This is a genomic window from Paenibacillus sp. FSL H7-0690, assembly GCF_037980415.1.
Classification (GTDB): Bacteria; Bacillota; Bacilli; order Paenibacillales; family Paenibacillaceae; genus Paenibacillus_AQ; species Paenibacillus_AQ odorifer.
On record NZ_CP150281.1, the window covers coordinates 3,237,407 to 3,259,111 of the forward strand.

Below are 21,705 nucleotides of genomic sequence, written 5' to 3' on the forward strand. Positions count from 1 at the left end.
GGTATGTAAATTCTTATAAATTCCTATGATATAATGTACACAATTGAATTGAACAGATTATAACCACGAGGTAGGTGTCAACGAATTGAGAACAGTTGTCGTGATTGGCGGGGGAATTACTGGATTGTCTACCGCTTACTATTTACAGAAATCTATAGAGCATAACAAGCTAGATGTAAAAATCATTTTGGTTGAAGCCAGCGATAGACTGGGCGGCAAAATCAGAACACTAAAACAAGAAGACTTCATTATGGAGTCTGGGGCAGATTCTATTGTCACTCGCAAAACGAATGTTGCACCTCTGATTGAAGAGTTGGGTATTCAAAATGAGGTTGTATATAACGCGACAGGAATATCCTTTATTTATACAGAAGGTAAACTGAAGCAAATTCCTAAAGATGCAGTCTTTGGCATTCCGCTCAGTATGGAGTCGCTTGCTACAACAGAACTGATCTCAGCTGAAGGAAAGGTTGAAGCACTCAAAGATTTCTACACTCCCAATAATAAGTTTACGAAAAACGATTCCGTGGGTGATTTTCTAGAAGCTTTTTTTGGAAAAGAACTTGTCGAGAAGCAAATTTCACCGGTTCTTTCAGGTGTATATTCCGGGAAGCTAAGCGAACTTACAATTGCCTCAACGCTGCCTTATTTGATTGATTATAAGAATGAATATGGCAGTATTATTCAAGGCTTATCCGCAAATAAAGCCAAATTTCAAGGGAATGGTGATAAGAAGTTCATGTCATTCAAGGGAGGTGTATCTGCCTTGATCGACTCTATGGAAGAACATCTTTCTAATTCGGAGATCATCAAAGGGATTCGTGCCGAAAGAATTGAGAAGCGTGGAGAGCAGTACCAGGTAACTTTGGCAGATGGACGAATCATAGACTCCGATGTTGTCGTACTTGGAACGATGCATTCTACTGCACAAGCGCTACTTCAAGACGAAAAACTAAATGAAGATTTCAATCAGTTATATAATAGTTCTATGATTAGTGTATATTTAGGATTTGATATCCCCGACAGTCAGCTGCCTGCGAATGGCACAGGGTTCATCACTGCCAACAGCGATGATGTTCTATGTAATGCGTGTACGTGGACAAGTCGCAAGTGGGAGCATACGTCAGGACAACAGCGTCTGCTTGTCAGACTCTTTTATAAAAGCTCAAACCCTCATTATGATTCGTTGATCAAGCTATCTGAAGAGGAACTATTGAAGGTGGCTTTGAAAGATATACAGACCAGTCTCGGGATAACAGGACAGCCAGCTACCTACGATGTGACCAAATGGCATGATGTAATGCCAAACTACCATAAACTTCATCATCAAATTGTAGTATCCTTAGAGAAGAAGATGACAGACAGGTATCCTAATGTTATCCTTGCTGGATGCTCCTATTATGGTGTAGGCATTCCAGATTGTATTGCGAATGGAGAAAAAACAGCAGAGCGTATTTTGGAACAAGTAATTTCACATTAAAAAGGAGGGTGTACAATCGTGAGAAGATTAGCGATCAGCTCTATGCAAAGTCTAGACTTATAAACAACGGCGGTTGTTTGTATAGAGCGAAAAATTGATTTTACCGCTAGTGCAGTGTGCATGGGTTGTTTAAAGAATAGACTTTGCTACCTTCAAACTCATAAAAAGTTTAAGGAGCAGAGCGATTATGAAATATGTAAATGCAGATACGATTTTCCCAAAAGAATTATTAGAGGAAATTCAGAAATATATCAACGGGGGTATGGTTTATATCCCTAAGCCTGAAGAATCACATGTAAAATGGGGCGAAAAGTCAGGGAGCAGAAAATACTTAAGATCTAGAAACATCGAAATCTGTCTAAGGTTTGCTGTGGGTGCAACGGTTGACCAGCTTTCAGATGAATATTGCCTATCTAGGGATAGTATTAAGAAAATTGTTTATTCAAAAAAATAGCTTATCATCCAAAAAAACCACGTTAGAAGAAACTCTGACGTGGTTTTTGGAGTTTAATTATAATTCATCCATCTTTTTATTTGCGGCATTAATAGCTGTACTAGAAACCTTTGTTTTGTATAGTGCTTCTTTCATCATTGTCATTGCTTCTAATTGCAACTTAATCGCTTTTAAATTGATTTCATGTAATGCTATACGATTTGTTTATTCATATTCAAAGAGGCTTCAAATGCATCAATTATATACAGGAATCGTTCTGCTTCTCGGAATACATGATCCGCAAGCAATGGATGGATGATGCTCTTTATTCGGCATTCCTCAATAAGATCACGTGCCGTTTTCTTAAAGTCACGGAGAGATTTAACTGAGACTTTATTCTCGTCAAGTTGCTGACTGAGCAGGGGTTTGGTTTTCATTAATAATTGCGTCTGATAAAAGATCTAACCTACCCTGATTCAGTTCTTCCAGTCGATTTCGAAAATAGTTGGCTTCCCTACTGACATGATCCACTAATAAGGGGAAGTTCGTTCCGCCTGGAAGCTTACATTGTAGAATTAGACCTAGTATTTTTCTTTTAAACGCCCAGATATGTGAAGCTGCACTATGAACTTCCTCATTAAACTTCCGTATTACAGCTGGATCAGAATCCACAGTAAATCCGAGTGATCTATTCTCTATGGCTTCGAATGTGACATAGAATTGGTTTGCTTCATTAATTAGTTGCGTGTCTTCACAACGAAACCCTAATTTAAGAAAAAAAGAGTGTTCTTTCATGATTCGTGACCAGAATCTTATTTCATCTAGAGATCTCGAAACAAAAGGATCCGGCATATCTGAGCGCACCTCCCATTTTTATACAATTGTAATATGCGTGAGGTTTGTACTGTATCCGCAAAAGTTAAGACGAGTATATAGAAGTACAGTAGGTACGGTTAACTTAATTATCAAATATAAATGGTGACATTATATAAAAATTAATTCTAATCGAATATGGCATATAACTAGAGCGAGGTCGTAATTATACTAAAAAAGAAGTGACATTAGACAAGAACTTGTGGAGGTATGATGGAGATTAAGCTTGTTCCAGTAACCATAATATTTTAGTGATCTCCATAAATATATTCAGGAATTCGACAGAAGGTAGGGAGGGAACGACATGAATATCACAATCACCTTAACTGACAGTGCCTCGAAGTTTATTATTAACAACCTTTACCCACTATACTTACACGATCTATCAGAAATATGGGGGACGATTCCTAATCGATACGGGGTATTCGAGGAGGACGAGACACAGTCACTGCAGGAACAGAATAAAGTCTTCGACATTTGGTGGGAGAAAGCTGGCATTTTGTATCCTTATTTAATAAAAGAAAATGATATTCCAATAGGGTTTGCATTAGTTGCTACACCACCATATACTCCGTCTGCTTGTGAATTCTATTTGAATGAATTTTTTATTCTACGGCCTTTCCGTGGTAAGGGGCTCGCTGAATATGCGGCTAAGGAAGTCTTTAAGCTTCATTTGGGTAACTGGGAGCTACAAACGAATCCCACGGATACAAATAGGAGAGCACAGCATTTTTGGAGGAAAACTTTAAAAGAATACACTGGGGATAGTTATTTAGAGGAATGCGGGAAGTCATATGATGATGAATTAAAGATGATTTTTACATTCAATAACCAATCAGAATTATCGAATCCATAAAAGGGGATTTCGAAGTTATGTTTAAGAATTCATTCCTAAAAGCAAAAGCTTATAAGTACAATTCACTGCAATATTTGGTGGCTTTAGTGCTTGAAATGGATGCTAACACAACCGAATAGGTTTAATAATAAAAGCCGATCTAACTATCGTAGTTAGATCGGCTTTTGTTGATCTTAGCTATTTGATGTAATTAACTCGCAAATATATGCTTACCAATTTTTAAGTTTTGCGGACGTGACCAAATCCATGCACTAGTTGCTGTATCGGGATTGAAATAATAGATTGAATGGTTTGTGGGGTCCCAACCTCGAACAGCATCAAGAGCAGCTAAATAAGCTGTCTGATTTGGTGTAAGCCAATACTGGCCGTCAGATACGGCTGTGAAAGCTCCTTTTTGGAATACAACTTCTTTAATATTGTCAGGAAATTGACTAGATTGTATACGATTCATGACTACTGCACCCACTGCAACTTGTCCAACATAAGGCTCACCGCGAGACTCACTGTAGATAACTTTAGCCAAAATATCCATTTCATTAATATTAAGTGTGTGTTTTTTTAAAATATTCCAAGTTTTTGTCCCCGAAATTCCATCAGCGCTTATGCCATAGGCCTTTTGAAATTTAGCAACCGCTGCTTTCGTTTGTGATCCGTATACCCCATCTAAGGGCTCAGTATAGAAATCAAGGGTTTTTAATCTATATTGTAGATCCCATACATCTCCTGAAGAACTTCCTATGGTTAATAGCGGAGCTGCATTAGCAGAACCGATCATAGTAGCCATGCTCACCAGACCCAAAAGAAGCAACAAAGTGAATATTTTAGTCTTCATTATAGTAGCCTCCTTTCAGAAAACATTATAAATATAGTTTAATCATTGAGACAACACTCATTTAATGGAAAATAAATTACTGTTTTACAAACTGTAAATCCTTAGTTCCGTTTGTGATTTTCTGAAATGGGTAAAATAATACTTATAGGCAGATAAAATTTCGGAGGTCTTTTATATGAAAAAGCAATTATTTCTACTAGTCGTCGCAGCTGCTTTCAGCTTAAGTGCTTGTAGTAATGACAATAGCTATGGCAATCAGATGTCTTCTAACGATACACAAATGGAACATAACTCACATTCAAGTTCAGGTGAAGTTCCAAAAGATCTGAGGGTAGCGGAGAATCCTACTTACAAAGTAGGAAGTGAAGCTGTGATCCAAACTGACCATATGGAAGGGATGAAGGGAGCCATTGCGACAATTGTGGGAGCTTATGAGACGACAGCATATAATGTTTCCTATAGACCTACTACAGGAGGTCAACCGGTTACAAATCATAAGTGGATTATTCATGAAGAAATAAAAGAAGCAAAGGATATATCCTATCAACCAGGCTCAGAGGTTATTATGGAAGCTGATCATATGAAGGATATGAAGGGTGCAACGGCTCAGATTAACTCAGCAGAAAAAACCACTGTCTATATGATTAATTACAAACCTACTACGGGTGGAGATGAAGTGAAAAATCATAAGTGGGTAACAGAAGATGAGCTTTCACCTGTAAAATAATAGATCAACACAAAAACTGCAACTTACTCAGTTACGCATGAGTACGTTGCAGTTTTTGTTGTTTTATAGTCAGCTTCAAAATAATTTGCGGTTAGGTTTTATCCACTGCAAGTTTTGAAGATTTCATGTTTGACAGGTCCTGTTCAGCTTCTTCAGGAACTGGCATTTGGTTAGAAGTACGAAGTGGAAGCTCCTTCAGGAAGAAGACAAGCACGAAAGCTACAACAAGCACAATGGTTCCGGTTAAGAACACGGATGACAATGTCTGTCCTAAAGCATCACGGATACCCTCAATCATTTGTAAGAAGACAGGCTGTACATCGGCTGGCAGACTAGCTTGAGTCTGTTCAAGCAATGGTTTGTTCATTAATGCCTGTGGATTAGCGAAGGAGAGCATTTGCTCAGCAAGTTTTGGATCTATCTGTGTGAAATCCGGTGCTGATGACGATTGCAGAGCTTCCTTCAAGTTTTTAGTAAGACTATTGGACATAACGGTACCCATGACTGCGATACCGATCGTACCGCCTAAATTACGGAATAATTGTGAGGAGGCCGTTACTACACCTAGTTCTGTGTGTGAAACCGCATTTTGAGTAGCTAGTGAGAATACTGGCATCCCCAATCCTAACCCAAGACCAAACACAATCATACTTAGGACAGCCATCGGTACATTATTCATAAATACCATAATTGTCATACCGGCAATCATAATGGGTATTCCAATTAATGCGTAACGTTTATACTTCCCTTTTTTCGCCATCTTTTGACCGGTAAGGGCACTGGCTACAACCATAACGATCGACATTGGCATAGTAACATACCCTGCATATGTCGCGGAGATCCCCAGAACACCTTGTACGAAGAAGGAAAGATAGATCATAGCTCCCATCATACCGAAGTTCATAATAAAACCAATAATATTAGATATGGTAACTACACTATTCTTAAATAGATGAAGCGGGAGTATTGGATTTTTAGCTTTGGATTCGACAAAAATAAAGAGAAGTGCCGAAACGACTGTTCCCGCCAACAGGCCGAGAATTTGCGAAGAACCCCAATCATATTCTGTACCTGCCCAGGTGAAGGCAAGCAGTAGAGGAACGATGGTAGTTGTCATTAACAAGGAACCTAAATAGTCGATGCTGGTTGACTCTCCGCGTTTGCCTTTAGGAAATAAGGTAAGAATCATCACGAAGGCCACTACACCAAGCGGTAGGAAGATCCAGAACAGCCAATGCCAATCCATATTGTCGATCAAAAAGCCTCCAAGCGTTGGTCCAAGCACACTGGAGAAACCGAATACGGCCATCATCAACCCCATCCATTTACCACGTTCACGCGGAGGGAATAAGTCACCTACGGCAGTAAATGCGGTGGATTGAATAATACCTGCACCTACCCCTTGAATCCCACGATAAATGATAAATTGATAAACATCGGAAGATGTTCCTGTCAGAAAAGCCCCAACCATAAATAATAGAATACCTGCTAATAGAAAGGGTTTACGTCCGAACATATCAGATAACTTACCGACAAGAACGGTTGCTATTGTTGATGTTAATAAATAAATGTTAATAGTCCAAGTATAGTAATCCATGCCATCAAGAATTGCGATTATACGCGGCATAGCAGTACTTGTAATTGTCTGATTAATCGCTGCGAACAGCATTGCAGCCATAATAGCTATCATAATACTAAGTTTTCGTTTGCTGGATAAATGTTCCATTCGATTGTTTCCCCGCCACTTTTTAAATTTTATCTCTTGTCTAAATCAGAAATTATTACTGCGAAAATTCTTCTTAAATGCTCAATATCTTCATCGGGCAGTATCTTAAAGTAAGATTCCATAAGTTCTTGATGGCGTTCCTGCACCTCTTTAATCGTTGCTGCTCCTTTCTGCGTAATGGTGATGTGTACCACTCTTCGATCATCCTTGGCGCGTTCCTTATTTACGTAATCTTCAGCGATTAATTGGTCTGTTACGCCTGTAATTGCTGCTGAGGTAATACCAAGAGCTGCAGCAATCTGTGATACGTTTTGTGGACCGTTCTTAGATAAAGTCCTGAGGGTTTTGAACTGTGTAATATTTAGGGGGTAGTCTTGTTTGTTCCAATCTTGAGAGATTCCTTTTAAAAAGGATTTGAACATAGTAGAAATCTGAAGAAAATCTTCATTATTAGCCAAATCACGCCTCCTAAAGTTATGAAATAGGGCGGAATAAGTAATTCCATTAAATTTTAGATAACAACTAAATGATTAACTACTTAATTATTAAAGCGTGAAACAATATATCATCCTTTTTTATATCTCGTCAAGAAAAGGTTTGTTTTTTCGAATGAAATAGAGTGGGTTGATAATATTGTTGTTGAAGCTCGTTCCTGAGCTAATGAATTATTTGTTATACTGTGTATAGTTATCGTTATTATCAATACATTAAAAAAGGAGCATTTATTTGAATCTAGCAACGCCTGTAACACCTATTCAACTTATGCAAGTACTTCTAAACGTTTCTGTGATTCGCCCTGTTTTTATCTGGGGGGCGCCTGGTATTGGGAAATCTTCGCTAGTAGAAGCTTTTGCTGATCAGGTGGGTCTTCCTTGTGTGTCTCTATTAGGTTCTCAATTAGCACCTGAAGACATCATTGGAGTCCCGCAAATCGTTAACGGTAAGAGCCAATTCTGTCCTCCAAAAATGATTGCTCGGGATGAACCTTATTGTTTGTTCCTGGACGAGCTTAATGCCTGTTCTCAAGAAGTGCAAAAAGCTTTTTATAGTCTCATCCACGAACGCCGCATAGGCGATTATCACCTACCTGAGGGCTCTATAGTAATAGGAGCTGGTAACCGTGCACAAGATAGTGCAATTGTTAAACCTATGTCCTCCGCGCTTATCAATCGGATGTTCCATATACAGTTAAATGTATCGTTTCAGAATTGGATCTCTTGGGCATATGAGCATAACATTCATCCTATGGTTATTGAATATCTGGAATTGCGTCCCGATCATTTGTGGAGTGCACCTCCAAAGACTGAAGAGCCTTTCTCCACGCCACGCTCTTGGCATATGCTTAGTGATGCACTACATGAGTTTGGCGATGATATAAATGCGGATACCGTGGGGATTTTAGCGAATGGTTCACTGACACCTGCTCACGCCACACAATTTAGGGCTTTTTATAAAAATCTATCTGGAAAATATGAACTTAATCAAATTATAGATGGTAAATCCTCATTTCCAACGGCTCCAGAAGATCGGGATCTCCTGTATTTCCTGGCGCAATCCTTGCGTGCCCAGATTATCAAAGAACTCCCTCCGATTAAAGATAACGTACGAGATGGACATCGCCAATTTGCACACACTGTTAAAAAGCTGATTAAAGACCTGTCCGTCATTAGCTTTGAAATTGCACAGCTAGTAGTTGCTAAGCAGGAGCAAAGTGATAATATTCCAGATTGGTTAATGGTTGAAATTGTACGTGATTTACCACGTCTTGCAATAAAAGAGCGGGGGTAAATATGGCTAAAAAAACAACTCCAGATAATCCCGCTTTGAAAAATTTTAATGAAGCATGTTCGTTAATCGCGGATCATCCTATTTTTGCGCCGTTATCTGTTCGAGCTTCGATTATTCATAATGAAAATAGTCCCTATCCTGAAGACGGCTGGGCAATTGTCACTAATAACGGTTATATTTACACTCATCCTAAACGGCGTGGCGAGGTTGCTGAATGGATGTATGTTTTGGCACATTGTTTTCTTCATTTAGGTCTTGGACATTTAAAGATTAAAGAGAATCAAGTGGCGTGGAACGTTGCATGTGATGTGTACATAGCAAAGTTTTTAAATGACTTGAAGCTTGGGAAAGTACCCGCAGATATGGAGTCGCGTATTGATCTTACAATTAAAGATGAACAACAGCTTTACGAGCAGTTTATGATAAAAGGAATTCCGGACACCTCCAGATATTTTGGGACTGCGGGTGTTTCAAAACTGGATATGAATGTTAGAGAAACCACCAAAAGATACTGGGGAAAAGCACCGGATTGGGAAGCCTATTTTGCTTATGGGTTATCTAATGCTGTGACGAATGCAGTAAGTGTTGCTGGAGGCCATGCTAATACTATTAGTGACCCTACACTTTCATTAACCGCTCCACAACGTGCAAAACGATGGTTTATGGACAGATATCCTTTATTAGGTGCGCTTGCCGCCGGCTTTGAGATTATAGAAGATCCAGCGATATGTCGGCGATTTGATATTTCCATAGCTGCCATTGACGTTATTGAGCGCAAAATATTTATGAACCCTGCAGCCGGACTAAACGATGAGGAGTGTATTTTCGTGATGGCGCATGAGCTTCTGCACGCGGGGCTTCAGCATCACGAGCGATGTCTTGGCCGGGATCATTATCTTTGGAATGTGGCTTGTGACTACGTAATAAATCTATGGCTAGTAGAAATGAGTGTAGGGGAGTATCCGCGAATTGGACTCTTATTAGATCCTGAGCTTAAAGGTTTATCTGCTGAAACGATTTATGATCGTATGGTCGGAGATATCCGCACTTATAAGAAACTGGCGACCTTGAGAGGGAATGGACTTGGTGACATTTTAGATAACGGTTCATCAAGTTTTTGGGATGCGAGAGAAGGACAGACGTTAGATGATTTCTGTAAAAATGCTATGCAACAAGGACTGATGTATCATGAAGAGCAAAGCCGCGGTCTTTTGCCATCAGGCCTAGTTGAAGAGATTAGAGCGCTGGGCCAGCCACCTATTAAATGGGATGTAGAGCTTGCTCGTTGGTTTGATCATTATTTCTCACCGCTTGAGAAGACCAGATCTTATTCACGAATTAGCAGACGTCAATCTTCTACGCCTGATATCCCTCGACCACAGTGGGTTCATAGCGGTGCTGCAGATGATGGCCGCACTTTTGGAGTTATTTTAGATACCTCAGGCTCAATGGATAAAAAGCTTCTGGCCAAAGCATTAGGGGCCATTTCAAGTTATGCGCAGGCTCGTGATGTTCCTTTTGCACGGATTATCTTTTGTGATGCTTGTCCTTATGATGCAGGTTACATGCCCCCGGAGGCTATCGCGGATCGGGTACAAGTGAAGGGAAGAGGGGGAACGATCTTACAACCAGCTATTGATTTGATTCAACAAGCTGAGGATTTTCCGAAAAAAGGACCACTTCTAATTATTACAGATGGTTATTGTGACAAGCTGACCATTAAAAGAGACCATGCTTATATCTTGCCCAAGGGAAATGACTTGCCTTTCTCACCCAAAGGACCTGTATTCAGAATTAATTAGGGCTTAGAATAAATTTAGAGCGAGGTAACAATGGATATGAATCCCCCCAAACATATTCTTTCAGCAGCTACAGTTGTATTCAATGATCAAGAAGAAATCTTATTAATAAAAGGTCCACGTAGAGGATGGGAGATGCCAGGCGGACAGGTTGAAGAGGAGGAGTCCCTTATAGAAGCAGCAATCAGGGAAGCCAAAGAAGAATCGGGCATTGATATAGAGATTAATAAGTTCTGCGGAGTTTTTCAAAATGTTGATCGATCTATATGTACTAACCTATTTCTAGGGAAAGCCATCGGCGGCGAACCTGCTACTAGTTCCGAGAGCTTAGAAGTTGGTTTTTTTTCGATAGAACAAGCATTGGAAATGGTCACATGGAAAAACCTCAGACTGCGGCTGGAGTATTGTCTAAATGATGAGGTGCAGCCTTTTTACGTAGAGTTACGGGGTACAGAAGTTGAAGAAATTATATTTAAATTAGAAAACCAGCAAACTTTTTAGAGGTCCTCCTGCGTCCTAGCTAATGAGTGTCATCGGAAGGCACTTATAAATAGAGATGGAGGATGACGAGATATGAACAAAAGAACAAAAAATCTATTTAAAATGAGTGCAGTTGGATGTGTAGCCATTATGGGAGTGAGTGCAGCTTCTTTACCGGTTCATGCTATGGTTTCCACACAAGTAACAGCTAATGTTTCTGCGGCTTTACCGTCGAAGGCACCAGCCCTTGCTGGCATAAAAGTGCAAGAAAAAGTACTTAACACAACAAGTAAATACCTGATTGCAGATTTAAAAGTACCACAGCTAACAGGAATGCTGGATACTCATTATCAAGATGAACTGAACGATATTATCCTCTCTCATGCTGAAAAGGATCTGGCACAGTGGGAGAAAGACGCCGCAGAAATGGGCAAAAAAGCACAGGCTGATCAAATGGAATTTCATCCTTATACTCTTTATATTACTTATGATCTGAAATCAGATGGAACAGGTTCTCCAGCAGGCGTTATCTCCTTGACTGTTACTACTGAAGGTTCTGAAGGTGGAACAAGCATGCCGCGGATCGATACTTATAATGTGAAAAATATAGCTGAGGCAGAACCTGTTGCGCTAACGGATCTACTGGGCGCTAACTACAAAGAGAAGCTCGATGCAGACATTCTGGCAGCGATTAAAAAGGATTCAGATAAATATTTCTTAGAAGAGTACACAGGAACTTCAACTGAGCAGTCGTTCTATATCGATAAAGGTAACTTAGTAATCGTATTCCCTAAATACAGCATTGCGCCAGGTTATGTAGGTTCACCAGAGTTTCGGTTCAGCTTAAATCATAGTTCAACGGATACAACTAAGCTTGATTTGAAAAAAGTAGCTACTTTCACGAATAAGAAAGGCGTGCTCATGGTATCGCTTCGTGATGTGGCCAGTCAACTAAACTATGAATTGAAATGGAATCAGTCTACCAAAACCGCTGAGTTGATGAAAGGAGCACAGTGGACAAGTGTTACGCTTAACAAAGATTCATACTTCTTCGCAAAAATGACTCCTAAAGCTTTAGGTGCAGCACCTGTTCTGCAAGATAACAAAACCTATGTACCTGTTCAATTCGTATCAGAAATTCTTCAGGTTGAAGTTCAGAAATAACCATTTAGAAGTTTGTGAAAGTAGTTTGATTTATTAAAAACATCCCGCAGGGTAATTCTTGCGCGGGTGTTTTTTTACTTTTGATAACAGATTAGCCAGTTTAAAGAACTTTTTGAGCTGCTCCTGCGTCCTGCCTATGAACAACAAATTAAGGGTAAGGACTGAAACAGAATGAATGACAACAAGCGTTATATGCCTGGTATTGATGGACTAAGAGCTTTTTCCGTACTCGCTGTCATAGCCTATCATTTGAATTTGAAATGGGCTGGGGGTGGACTGCTGGGAGTGGGAATCTTTTTTGTGATCTCGGGTTATCTCATCACAGACCAAATCATTAACCAATGGGAGCGTCATCGAAGATTGGACCTTCTGGACTTTTGGATACGTAGAGCATGGAGGTTGCTGCCGGCGACGATAGTCATGCTGATCGTTGTCACCATATGGCTCTTAATCATAGATCCCACGAGATTAAATGGGCTGACAGGAGATTTCATGTCATCACTATTTTACGTTAATAACTGGTGGTTAATATTTCATGATGTTTCGTACTTCGAAAGTTTTGGACCTCCTTCTCCGATCGGACATTTATGGTCACTTTCTATTGAAGAACAGTTTTATATTCTATGGCCGCTGCTGCTCGTATTAGGACTAAAGATCATACCTCGTCGAGGTAAACTTATTGCCTGGATTCTGGCTTGTGCTGCTGTCTCAGCTTTAGCCATGGCTATGTTCTATGTACCGGGCACAGATCCAAGCAGGGTCTATTATGGAACAGATACTCGCATATTTGCACTTCTAATTGGAGCGGCGCTTGCTGTTGCATGGCCTAGTCAGAAACTTAAAAATACAGTCACAGAAAGATCTCGTTATATGTTTGATATCATTGGTGCTCTGGGACTGCTGGTATTAATGGTGCTAGTTTACCGGGTTAACGAGTTTGATGAATCACTATATCGGGGTGGATTTTTGATCATCTCTATCATTACTGCAGTAGTGATTGCCGTGCTTGCTCATCCTGCCAGCTCTCTTGGACGGAAAATGGGCTGTAAACCCTTGCGATGGATAGGTGTACGTTCATATAGCTTATACCTTTGGCATTATCCCGTAATAATTCTTACCAGCCCTAATGGGAATCCAGATGAGAGCGGCGTGCTTCGAATTATCCTTCAGTTAGCAGGAAGTTTTCTACTGGCAGCCTTATCATACAAATATGTCGAGGAGCCGCTCCGGCGGGGATCATTAAGAAACATTTGGAACAATTGGAGTGCAAAACAACGCCGCAGCTACCGCCCAGTCTTTCTTATGACCATGATCTTTTTGATTCTTATTCCGATTGCCTGCAATGGATATTTATCCAACGCTGAATCTGACACACTTCCAATCGAAGTTGCAGATAAGCAGAATGTACAGCAAGAGGGAATAGCGCAAGATCCAATAGATCACAACTCATTGGCACCACCCGTAGAAAAAGATACGACTGATGTTGAAAAGCAAAAACCTGACACTGAAGAGAAACAAGTTGAACCAGAAGGAAACATAGCGGTAACCGGGAAAAATCAAACTGGAAAGAATATTACGGCCATTGGCGATTCTGTCATTTTGGATGCAGCACCATTTTTGGTAGAAAGTCTCCCTGGTATTGTTATCGATGGAAAGGTCGGCAGACAGATGATGCAGGCACAGGAGGTGGTTGATCAGCTTAGAGCACAAGGACGCTTAGGGGAGCGGATGATCATAGAGCTGGGGACGAATGGAGCTTTTAACTCCAAGCAATTACGTAAACTACTAAACTCGTTAAGCGATGCGGAGCAGATTCTTTTGGTCAATACACGTGTGCCGAGAAAGTGGGAGCAGACTGTGAATTCCACCCTTTCAAAAGTTTCCAGTGAATTCAGGAATACGACCATAGTAGACTGGTACTCAGCTAGTGAAGGAAAAGACGACTACTTCTACAAAGATGGTGTTCATTTGAAACGTGAGGGTGCCAAGTATTATGCATCAATTCTAATTAAAGCTTTGGAAAAAGAAAATAAATAATTTATTTGGAATCTCCAAACTTTTTTATACTCACCAAACGTCTTACTCCTGTTACAACACCAGATCACAAACAGAGAAGGATAATCGACCATGTTGAATAGGAAAACCGAGAAAATATTGACGCGATGTATCAAAGAAAACAAAGAAAATGTATACCGGCTTGCTTACAGTTATGTGAAAAACAAAGAGGATGCCCTCGACATTGTGCAGGATTCTATTTATAAAGCGATGACACGAATGGATTTGCTAAAGGATCACGATGCCGTGAAAAGCTGGTTTTACAGGATTGTCGTGAATACTTCCTTAGACTTTTTGCGCAGAAACAAGAAGGTTCAGACGATGGAGCCAGAGATAATAGAAACCTATAGTCCGGCTGTTGAGGATAGCTATACAGATATGGATTTGAAAAGAACACTGGAAGAGCTGCCGGCGAAATACCGAAGTGTGATTGTGCTTAGATATTTTGAGGATATGAAGATTAATGAAGTGGCTGAAGTTCTTAATGAGAACACCAATACAATAAAGACAAGGCTGTATCAGGCCCTTCAGTTATTGCGGGTGAAGCTGAATGATGAAGCCTTAAAGGAGATAAAGTAAGATGGACGAAAGAATACAAGAATTACATAAAGAGTATACCGATATTCCCATTCCGGATGAACTTGATTTGATTGTAAACCGTTCTATAAAGCAGTCACTTAAAGCCAATAGAAAAAAACACACGACAACTAAGTGGGTGGCCAGTGTTGGTGCGGCCGCAGTTATTTTTCTAGTAGCCATAAACACCAGTACAACCGTAGCTAGTGCATTATCTTCCATTCCAGGCGTAGATCGGATAATAAAAGTACTAACTATTAAAGAATACGTTGTAGAAGAAGAGAACTACGATGCAAATATCAAGGTTCCAGCCGTTACGGATATGGAAAACAAAGAACTGGAGCTTGGATTGAACAGCAAATATTTAAGTGAGAATAAAGCACTATACGAAAAGTTCCAAGCGGAGATCGAAGCGTTGAAGGAACAAGGTGGGGGCCATTTGGGGCTGGATGTAGGTTATGAAGTGAAAACGGATAATGAGCGCATTTTCTCCATTGGCAGATATGTTGAGGAAACCGCTGGTTCATCTTCAATGGAAGTTACTTTTGATACGATAGACAAAGAGAACCAGATCCTTATTACATTGCCAATGCTATTTAAAGATGATCAATACATTGAACGCATCAGCGAAAATATTAAAGAACAGATGATTGCCCAAATGAAAGCAGACTCTGAGAAAGTTTACTGGATCCCTGAGTATGGCGATGATGTACCAACGGATCAGTTTACCTCCATTACGAAGGATCAGAGCTTTTATATCAACACCGAAGGTAAGCTTGTGATTGTGTTTAACAAATACGATGTCGCACCGGGTTATATGGGCTCCGTTGAATTTGTGATACCAACCGCGGTGCTTGCTGATGATTTGGTCAGTCAGAAGTATATTCAATAAAAGAATTTTGGGAATAACGTGATCTGAGTCAGAAACCCTGCACAAAAGGTGATAAATGTGGAAATAATGTCATCTAGGTCCGAAAGTTTAGCCAAGGCTTTTTGTCCAAACCTCAAACATCGTTTGCTCTCGTTATTTTACGGGTGACGCAGCAGCTATCGGACTCAGCTGACCCTAAACGCAGCATTATCGCACTTTTGCAATTCTATCGGACCGTATCGTCGCTATTGGCACGAAAACCATCCCCCAAGCGCACTTTTCTAACGAATAGCTGCACTGGGGTCCGAAACTCTGCACAAAAGGTGATAAAAGTGGAAATAACGTCATCTGAGTCCGAAAGTTTAGCCAAGGCTCTTTGTCCAAACCTCAAACATCGTTTGCTCTCGTTATTTGACGCGAACGCTGCTGCTATCGGACTCAGCTGACCCTAAACGCAGCATTATCGCACTTTTGCAATCCTAACGGACCGCATCGTCTCTATTGGCACGAAAAACACACCCCAAGCGCACTTTTCTAACGAATAGCTGCACTGGGGTCCGAAACTCTGCACAAAAGGTGATAAATGTGGAAATAACGTCATCTGGGTCCGAAAGTTTAGCCGTAAATAAATCGTTCTACTGCCGCAGCAGTAGCAGTAATATCCGGGTTAGAATTGTCGATCAACGCAATATTTTCAGCCGGGAGCGGCCATTCTACCGTACGGTTGCCAAGAGAAGTGCGGAATTCATTCCAATGCTGGAACTTCCATTCATCTAGTGGTGATTGTCTGTTTTGAATTCGTTCCCGGTACAATTCCTCGTTGGCTAACCCTACCAAGACAACCTTGACCTCAACATCATGAAGGGAACGCCCGATCCGAGCTAATTCATGGCTGATCCAGTCAGAACTGGCCGCCTCTTTGGTAAAGGGACCAACCACAAAAGCATCGACGTCCAAGCTTATATTATCCAGCGCAGCATCCATAGTGATTCGATAACCTAAATCGCGGCATAACCTTTTGTACTCTGCTGAGTCTCTATCTGCCGGATCCAGTCCGTGTAAAGTCATTATCGCGTCAGCAGCAGGCCGTAGTAGAATATCCATATCGAAAAAAGGTATTTTGCGCCGCGAAGCAATCGCTTTAGCTAACGTTGTTTTGCCTGCTCCAGCTGGACCAAGAAAAAATACAAGTTTATTCATTTCTAATTCTCCTTAGTTCTCAAGTCAACTCCAATGTGTATCTATGCATACTATCATATAAAAGATGACGAGCAATCGCCAGCGTAATCCCATTCTCGGCAAATGACGGTCCACAAAACTAAAATTGCTCGCGGATTAGCCCATAAAATGATAATTTTTTGCTTCTCCATTGAGTTTTTAGCTAATCCTGCTTATAATATAGCGAGAAAAATAAGAAAAAGGTGTCCATAAATGAGCATATTAAATGTTGAAGGATTAAGTCATGGCTTTGGAGATCGTGCGATCTTTAAGGATGTTTCATTCCGTCTCCTAAAAGGCGAGCATATCGGATTATTCGGCGCTAACGGCGAAGGAAAATCCACTTTTATGAATATTGTTACAGGCAAACTGCAACCTGATGAAGGTAAAGTCGAATGGTCCAAGCGGGTGCGTGTTGGCTACCTCGATCAGCATGCAGTGTTAACCAAAGGAATGACGATTCAAGATGTACTCAGAAGTGCTTTCCAGTACCTGTTCGATCTTGAGCAAGAGATGAACGATATGTATGGCAGAATGGGTGACGTTTCACCTGAAGAGCTGGAAAAGCTGCTTGAAGAAGTAGGTACCATCCAAGATACACTTACAAATCAAGACTTTTACATGATCGATGCGAAAGTACAAGAAACCGCGCGTGGACTAGGGATTACTGACATTGGATTGGATCGCGATGTAGCCGATCTTAGTGGTGGTCAACGCACCAAAATCTTGCTTGCTAAGCTATTGCTTGAAAAACCAGATATTTTGCTCCTCGATGAGCCTACGAACTATTTGGATGAGCAGCATATTGAATGGCTGAGACGTTACCTTCAAGAGTATGATAATGCTTTTATTCTGATCTCACATGATATGCCATTCTTGAATAGTGTTATCAACCTGATCTACCATATGGAAAATCAAAAGCTGACCCGTTATGTGGGTGATTATGAGCAATTCCAACAAGTCTACGAAATGAGAAAACAACAGCTTGAATCTGCTTATAATCGCCAAAAGCAAGAAATAGCAGAGCTGAAGGATTTCGTAGCTCGTAACAAAGCCAGCGTGGCTACCCGTAACATGGCGATGTCCAGACAGAAGAAGCTCGACAAGATGGAGATCATCGAGATTGCCAAGGAGAAACCGAAACCACAGTTTAACTTTAAAGAAGGTAAAACTGCCGGCAAGATGATTTTCGAAGCAAAAGAATTGGTTATCGGCTACGACTCTCCATTGTCCAGACCGCTCAATTTGTTGATGGAGCGTGGACAGAAGATCGCGTTGGTTGGGGCAAACGGAATTGGTAAAACAACATTGCTGCGCAGTATTTTAGGTGAAATCTCTGCATTGTCTGGTTCAGTAGAACGTGGATATCATCAGGAGATTGGCTATTTTGAGCAAGAGATGAAAGAAGGCAATTACAAGACTTGTATTGAGGAAATCTGGGATACATTCCCGTCTCTGTCACAATTCGAAGTACGTGCTGCTCTAGCTAAATGTGGATTAACCACGAAGCATATTGAGAGTAAGATTGCTGTACTAAGTGGTGGGGAAAAAGCTAAAGTGCGTCTATGTAAGCTCATTAATAGCGAAACTAATATTCTCGTATTAGATGAGCCGACGAACCACTTGGATATCGATGCCAAAGATGAACTGAAACGCGCTCTAAAAGCATACAAAGGAAGCATTCTTATGATTTCTCACGAACCCGATTTTTATCAGGACATCGTAACCGATATCTGGAATTGCGAAGATTGGACAACGAAAGTATTCTAATAAGTAAGTCTTTGATGAACAAGCCTATGAGTGATAACGAATCTGTTACGCTTCATAGGCTTTTTTTAGCGGAATAGAATGGGATCTTAACAGAGACAGGGAGGGTCTATGTGCTAGAGAATAAAATGGATCAGCTTAACAGCTGTGTTCAGCGGATTTTTGAAGAATCCGAAGCAAAGATAGTCAATTTTACATGTGAAGATTTAAATTATAAAACACCTAACTTTACAACAGCGGGTATCTTTCGTCTAAGCGGTTTTGCATCTATTAATCAGAAGCAGCTTCCATGGTCAATCATATTAAAGATAATCAAGCCAGATAGTGCGGAGAAAGATAATCTTCAGCATCACAATTACTGGCGACGAGAAGCTCTAGTCTTTGAATCCAAGATTCTCGACGAGCTTCCTAGCTCAATCAAGGCACCTAAGTGTTATCTTGTTGAGGAACAAGCAGATGGTACCGTATGGTTATGGATGGAACGAATAGATGGGGAATATGCTTACACAAAGGAACAGTTTGATTACATCGCTGAACAGTTAGGTCGTTTCAATGGAACTTATCTGACAGGAAAGAAAATTCCTGATGAGAAGTGGATTTGCAGAAACTGGCTTAAATCATGGACTACCTCGAGTAAAATCTACGCCCCTAATCCAGCAAAATATATAAATCAATTACACAATGATAATGAACGTAGTATCTGGACATGGTTCCAAGACTTCACAGACCAGATTGACAGAAGGTTGCGTTCTTTGAATAGCTTGCCGCGAGTGCTTGCACACCAAGACCTCAGTCAAATGAATATGCTGCTAACTCAAAGTGATACGGACGGCGAACGGCTAATATTAATTGACTGGCAATTTATGAGTATATCGGGGATAGGTGAAGACCTTGGCAAAATGTTTGGCGTAAATATGAGCTTAGGAGTTTTTCCTAATTATCGCTACGAGGAATATAAAGAGTCTTTATTCCAAAACTATATCGAGGGATTAAAAGATTCAGGATGGCAGGGGGACGAGTCCCTTGCAAGATATGGTTATTGTTTAGGCACTGCTTTACGTTGTATCTGGGAAGTGCCTCAATACTTTTCATTGGCCGCACAGTTAAAAACGGATCCAACTAACCTAAAGCTTCAAGATCGAGTTTCCCAATTGGAGCAAATTATTAATATTCAACGGAATATGGCGACAGAATGTATCAAGATGAATACATGGGCGCAATTTAGTTGAAATGTAGTTAAAATCTATCCTCTACAACTGGATACAAAGAGAAAAGGAGCTCCCCACGGGAACTCCTTTTTATTAAACCTCAATGATGATTGGAAGAATCATTGGCCGTCGTTTCGTTTTTTCGTATAGGAACTTACTTAATGATTCTTTGATGGTCTGCTTGATGATATTCCATTGGCCGAGATCCGTTTCGTTCATTTTTTTAAGGGTCGATGTTACATGCTGGTTGATCTCGTCCATTAAATTATCGGAGTTACGGACATAAACGAATCCCCTGGAAATAGTGTCTGGCTCGTTTAATAGACGTCCATCGGTTTGGCTCAGTGTAATCACTGTAATCAGAATGCCGTCTGCTGACAGCTGGCGACGATCGCGAAGCACAACATTTCCAATATCTCCGATCCCAAGGCCATCTACTAGAATTTGCCCAGCAGTCACTCGACCGGATTGGCGGACAACACCAGACGATGACTCAACGATGTCTCCATTTTTTAGAATAAAGATATTTTCCGGTTTGACGCCTACCGCCTCCGCTAACAAGCTATGATGATGCAGCATACGGTATTCACCATGAATCGGAATAAAGTATTCAGGTTTCATTAGAGTCAGCATTAGCTTAAGCTCCTCTTGGCTGCCATGCCCGGAGACGTGAAGCTCACTGCGTGAACCATAGATGACTTTAGCACCCAGCATATATAAATTATCGACAATCCTTGAAACATTCCGTTCATTTCCCGGGATGGGATTGGCTGCGAGCAGCACCGTGTCCCCAGCCTGGATCTCCATCAATCGATGGCTTGAGTTCGCTAAGCGGGATAGTGCGGCCATGGGCTCTCCTTGACTGCCTGTACATAAAACAGTTACCTGTGCCGGAGGGAGCTTAGCAGCTTCTGCAGGTTCGATCAGCATATCGTCCGGAATGTTCAAATAACCGAGTTCTTGGGCCACTCTGACTACATTTACCATACTTCTGCCGAGTAAGGTCAATTTACGTTCAGTTAAATGAGAAGCATCAATGATCTGCTGTAGACGATGTACATTTGAGGCGAAGGTAGAAATAAAAATTCTACGGTCTGCTTTTAAAAAGGCTTCTTCTATGTGAGCGCCAACAAGCTTTTCAGAAGGGGTGAAGCCAGGACGCTCAGCATTAGTGCTTTCTGACAGCAAGATCTTTACACCGTTTTTCCCAATATCGGCCATTTTATGTATATCTGGATACTGCTTGTTGACAGGCGTCATGTCAAATTTGAAGTCTCCCGTATGAACTACGATACCTTCAGGTGTATCGAATACTACGCCAAGGCAATCTGGAATACTATGATTTGTATTAAAAAATGTTGTAGTAATGGCTCCCAGGGTCAACGTGGATTCTGAATTAATACAATGGAGTTTCGTTTGTCGTAAAATTCCATGTTCCCTAAGTTTATTTTCGATTAATCCTAAGGTTAAACGGGAAGCATATATTGGGATATTCAACTGTTTAAGCAGGTAAGGAATCCCGCCGATATGATCCTCATGTCCGTGAGTCACCACCAACGCTTGTACCTTATCAATATTATTTAATAAATACGAAACATCAGGAATAATTAGGTCAATCCCTAAGAGACTTTCATCTGGGAATTTAGAGCCGCAATCAATGACAACAATATCATCTGCGTATTGCAGGATATACATATTTTTACCAATTTCATGAACCCCGCCTAATGCTGCAATCGAGAGTTGCTTAGCTGCCATTTTCATTGAAGCCCCTCCTAAATAAATTTCTCTATATTATGTTTGAATCCCATTATAATTATCCATTCTGAAGCTTGATACAATATAATAACTGAAG

18 protein-coding genes and 1 pseudogene are annotated in these 21,705 nt (G+C 40.7%); 13 read left to right on the top strand and 6 right to left on the bottom strand.

What is annotated here, in order from left to right:
* Positions 1 to 85: 85 nt before the first annotated feature.
* Positions 86 to 1,480 (top strand): protoporphyrinogen oxidase, encoded by a 1,395-nt coding sequence (locus tag MHI32_RS14385; protein WP_076125803.1) that lies wholly within the window; start codon positions 86 to 88, stop codon positions 1,478 to 1,480.
* Positions 1,481 to 1,667: 187 nt separating this feature from the next.
* On the top strand, positions 1,668 to 1,934 hold the full coding sequence (locus MHI32_RS14390) for a CD3324 family protein (protein WP_038570858.1): 267 nt from the start codon (positions 1,668 to 1,670) through the stop codon (positions 1,932 to 1,934).
* A 191-nt stretch (positions 1,935 to 2,125) separates the two neighbouring features.
* Here MHI32_RS14390 and MHI32_RS14395 read toward each other — a convergent pair.
* Positions 2,126 to 2,765: pseudogene (locus MHI32_RS14395) on the bottom strand (DUF2935 domain-containing protein).
* Positions 2,766 to 3,090: 325 nt separating this feature from the next.
* Between MHI32_RS14395 and MHI32_RS14400 the strand changes: the two are divergent.
* Positions 3,091 to 3,642, top strand: a complete 552-nt coding sequence (locus MHI32_RS14400; RefSeq protein ID WP_076125801.1) for a GNAT family N-acetyltransferase — start codon at positions 3,091 to 3,093, stop codon at positions 3,640 to 3,642.
* 190 nt (positions 3,643 to 3,832) lie between these two features.
* Here the strand turns inward: MHI32_RS14400 and sleB are convergent, their stop codons facing one another.
* Positions 3,833 to 4,426, bottom strand: a complete 594-nt coding sequence (gene sleB / locus MHI32_RS14405; protein WP_254847639.1) for a spore cortex-lytic enzyme — start codon at positions 4,424 to 4,426, stop codon at positions 3,833 to 3,835.
* Between the two features lie 223 nt (positions 4,427 to 4,649).
* Here sleB and MHI32_RS14410 point away from each other — a divergent pair, with 223 nt between their 5' ends.
* Positions 4,650 to 5,201: a YdhK family protein gene (locus MHI32_RS14410; RefSeq protein ID WP_076125797.1), complete on the top strand. Its 552-nt coding sequence runs from the start codon at positions 4,650 to 4,652 to the stop codon at positions 5,199 to 5,201.
* A gap of 91 nt (positions 5,202 to 5,292) precedes the next feature.
* On the opposite strand, the gene MHI32_RS14415 is transcribed toward MHI32_RS14410, so the two are convergent.
* Together MHI32_RS14415 and MHI32_RS14420 are read right to left on the bottom strand one after the other, a co-directional pair.
* Positions 5,293 to 6,927 (bottom strand): MDR family MFS transporter, encoded by a 1,635-nt coding sequence (locus MHI32_RS14415; protein ID WP_076125795.1) that lies wholly within the window; start codon positions 6,925 to 6,927, stop codon positions 5,293 to 5,295.
* A gap of 29 nt (positions 6,928 to 6,956) precedes the next feature.
* Complete coding sequence (locus MHI32_RS14420; RefSeq protein WP_340012582.1) at positions 6,957 to 7,385, bottom strand: MarR family transcriptional regulator; 429 nt, start codon at positions 7,383 to 7,385, stop codon at positions 6,957 to 6,959.
* Between the two features lie 268 nt (positions 7,386 to 7,653).
* Between MHI32_RS14420 and MHI32_RS14425 the strand changes: the two genes are divergently transcribed.
* The 7 genes from MHI32_RS14425 to MHI32_RS14455 all read left to right on the top strand — a co-directional run bounded on the left by MHI32_RS14425 (position 7,654) and on the right by MHI32_RS14455 (position 15,681).
* On the top strand, positions 7,654 to 8,715 hold the full coding sequence (locus MHI32_RS14425; RefSeq protein WP_340012583.1) for a MoxR family ATPase: 1,062 nt from the start codon (positions 7,654 to 7,656) through the stop codon (positions 8,713 to 8,715).
* A 2-nt stretch (positions 8,716 to 8,717) separates the two neighbouring features.
* A complete protein-coding gene (locus MHI32_RS14430) occupies positions 8,718 to 10,517 on the top strand; it encodes a peptidase (protein ID WP_340012584.1) in 1,800 nt (599 codons plus the stop codon).
* 36 nt (positions 10,518 to 10,553) lie between these two features.
* Entirely contained in the window at positions 10,554 to 11,015 is a 462-nt protein-coding gene (locus MHI32_RS14435) for an NUDIX hydrolase (protein WP_076125878.1), read from the top strand.
* Between the two features lie 72 nt (positions 11,016 to 11,087).
* Positions 11,088 to 12,158 (top strand): stalk domain-containing protein, encoded by a 1,071-nt coding sequence (locus MHI32_RS14440; RefSeq protein ID WP_076125789.1) that lies wholly within the window; start codon positions 11,088 to 11,090, stop codon positions 12,156 to 12,158.
* 171 nt (positions 12,159 to 12,329) lie between these two features.
* The gene (locus MHI32_RS14445) at positions 12,330 to 14,195 is read left to right on the top strand and encodes an acyltransferase family protein (RefSeq protein WP_340012586.1); all 1,866 of its coding nucleotides are present in this window, start codon (positions 12,330 to 12,332) and stop codon (positions 14,193 to 14,195) included.
* A 90-nt stretch (positions 14,196 to 14,285) separates the two neighbouring features.
* A complete protein-coding gene (locus MHI32_RS14450) occupies positions 14,286 to 14,792 on the top strand; it encodes a sigma-70 family RNA polymerase sigma factor (RefSeq protein ID WP_076125785.1) in 507 nt (168 codons plus the stop codon).
* A 1-nt stretch (position 14,793) separates the two neighbouring features.
* The gene (locus MHI32_RS14455; protein WP_076125783.1) at positions 14,794 to 15,681 is read left to right on the top strand and encodes an RsiV family protein; all 888 of its coding nucleotides are present in this window, start codon (positions 14,794 to 14,796) and stop codon (positions 15,679 to 15,681) included.
* Between the two features lie 594 nt (positions 15,682 to 16,275).
* Here the strand turns inward: MHI32_RS14455 and MHI32_RS14460 are convergent.
* Positions 16,276 to 16,860 carry an AAA family ATPase gene (locus MHI32_RS14460; RefSeq protein WP_076125781.1) on the bottom strand — a complete coding sequence of 195 codons (585 nt, stop codon included), beginning with the start codon at positions 16,858 to 16,860 and terminating at the stop codon, positions 16,276 to 16,278.
* A 231-nt stretch (positions 16,861 to 17,091) separates the two neighbouring features.
* On the opposite strand from MHI32_RS14460, the gene MHI32_RS14465 reads away from it, so the two are divergent.
* Both MHI32_RS14465 and MHI32_RS14470 read left to right on the top strand, forming a co-directional pair.
* Positions 17,092 to 18,648 (top strand): ABC-F family ATP-binding cassette domain-containing protein, encoded by a 1,557-nt coding sequence (locus MHI32_RS14465; protein WP_036677991.1) that lies wholly within the window; start codon positions 17,092 to 17,094, stop codon positions 18,646 to 18,648.
* A gap of 110 nt (positions 18,649 to 18,758) precedes the next feature.
* Entirely contained in the window at positions 18,759 to 19,874 is a 1,116-nt protein-coding gene (locus MHI32_RS14470; protein ID WP_340012588.1) for a phosphotransferase, read from the top strand.
* Between the two features lie 72 nt (positions 19,875 to 19,946).
* Here the strand turns inward: MHI32_RS14470 and MHI32_RS14475 are convergent, their stop codons facing one another.
* Positions 19,947 to 21,608, bottom strand: coding sequence for a ribonuclease J (locus tag MHI32_RS14475; protein WP_076125876.1), 1,662 nt, complete (start codon positions 21,606 to 21,608; stop codon positions 19,947 to 19,949).
* Positions 21,609 to 21,705 lie beyond the last annotated feature (97 nt).

Bases quoted from the DNA above. Each gene is read 5' to 3' on its own strand.
- MHI32_RS14475 (WP_076125876.1), bottom strand. From the start codon at position 21,608: ATGGCAGCTAAGCAACTCTCGATTGCAGCATTAGGCGGGGTTCATGAA.
- MHI32_RS14415 (WP_076125795.1), bottom strand. From the start codon at position 6,927: ATGGAACATTTATCCAGCAAACGAAAACTTAGTATTATGATAGCTATT.
- MHI32_RS14445 (WP_340012586.1), top strand. From the start codon at position 12,330: ATGAATGACAACAAGCGTTATATGCCTGGTATTGATGGACTAAGAGCT.
- MHI32_RS14410 (WP_076125797.1), top strand. From the start codon at position 4,650: ATGAAAAAGCAATTATTTCTACTAGTCGTCGCAGCTGCTTTCAGCTTA.
- MHI32_RS14390 (WP_038570858.1), top strand. From the start codon at position 1,668: ATGAAATATGTAAATGCAGATACGATTTTCCCAAAAGAATTATTAGAG.
- MHI32_RS14400 (WP_076125801.1), top strand. From the start codon at position 3,091: ATGAATATCACAATCACCTTAACTGACAGTGCCTCGAAGTTTATTATT.
- sleB (WP_254847639.1), bottom strand. From the start codon at position 4,426: ATGGCTACTATGATCGGTTCTGCTAATGCAGCTCCGCTATTAACCATA.
- MHI32_RS14430 (WP_340012584.1), top strand. From the start codon at position 8,718: ATGGCTAAAAAAACAACTCCAGATAATCCCGCTTTGAAAAATTTTAAT.
- MHI32_RS14455 (WP_076125783.1), top strand. From the start codon at position 14,794: ATGGACGAAAGAATACAAGAATTACATAAAGAGTATACCGATATTCCC.
- MHI32_RS14435 (WP_076125878.1), top strand. From the start codon at position 10,554: ATGAATCCCCCCAAACATATTCTTTCAGCAGCTACAGTTGTATTCAAT.
- MHI32_RS14440 (WP_076125789.1), top strand. From the start codon at position 11,088: ATGAACAAAAGAACAAAAAATCTATTTAAAATGAGTGCAGTTGGATGT.
- MHI32_RS14465 (WP_036677991.1), top strand. From the start codon at position 17,092: ATGAGCATATTAAATGTTGAAGGATTAAGTCATGGCTTTGGAGATCGT.
- MHI32_RS14460 (WP_076125781.1), bottom strand. From the start codon at position 16,860: ATGAATAAACTTGTATTTTTTCTTGGTCCAGCTGGAGCAGGCAAAACA.
- MHI32_RS14450 (WP_076125785.1), top strand. From the start codon at position 14,286: ATGTTGAATAGGAAAACCGAGAAAATATTGACGCGATGTATCAAAGAA.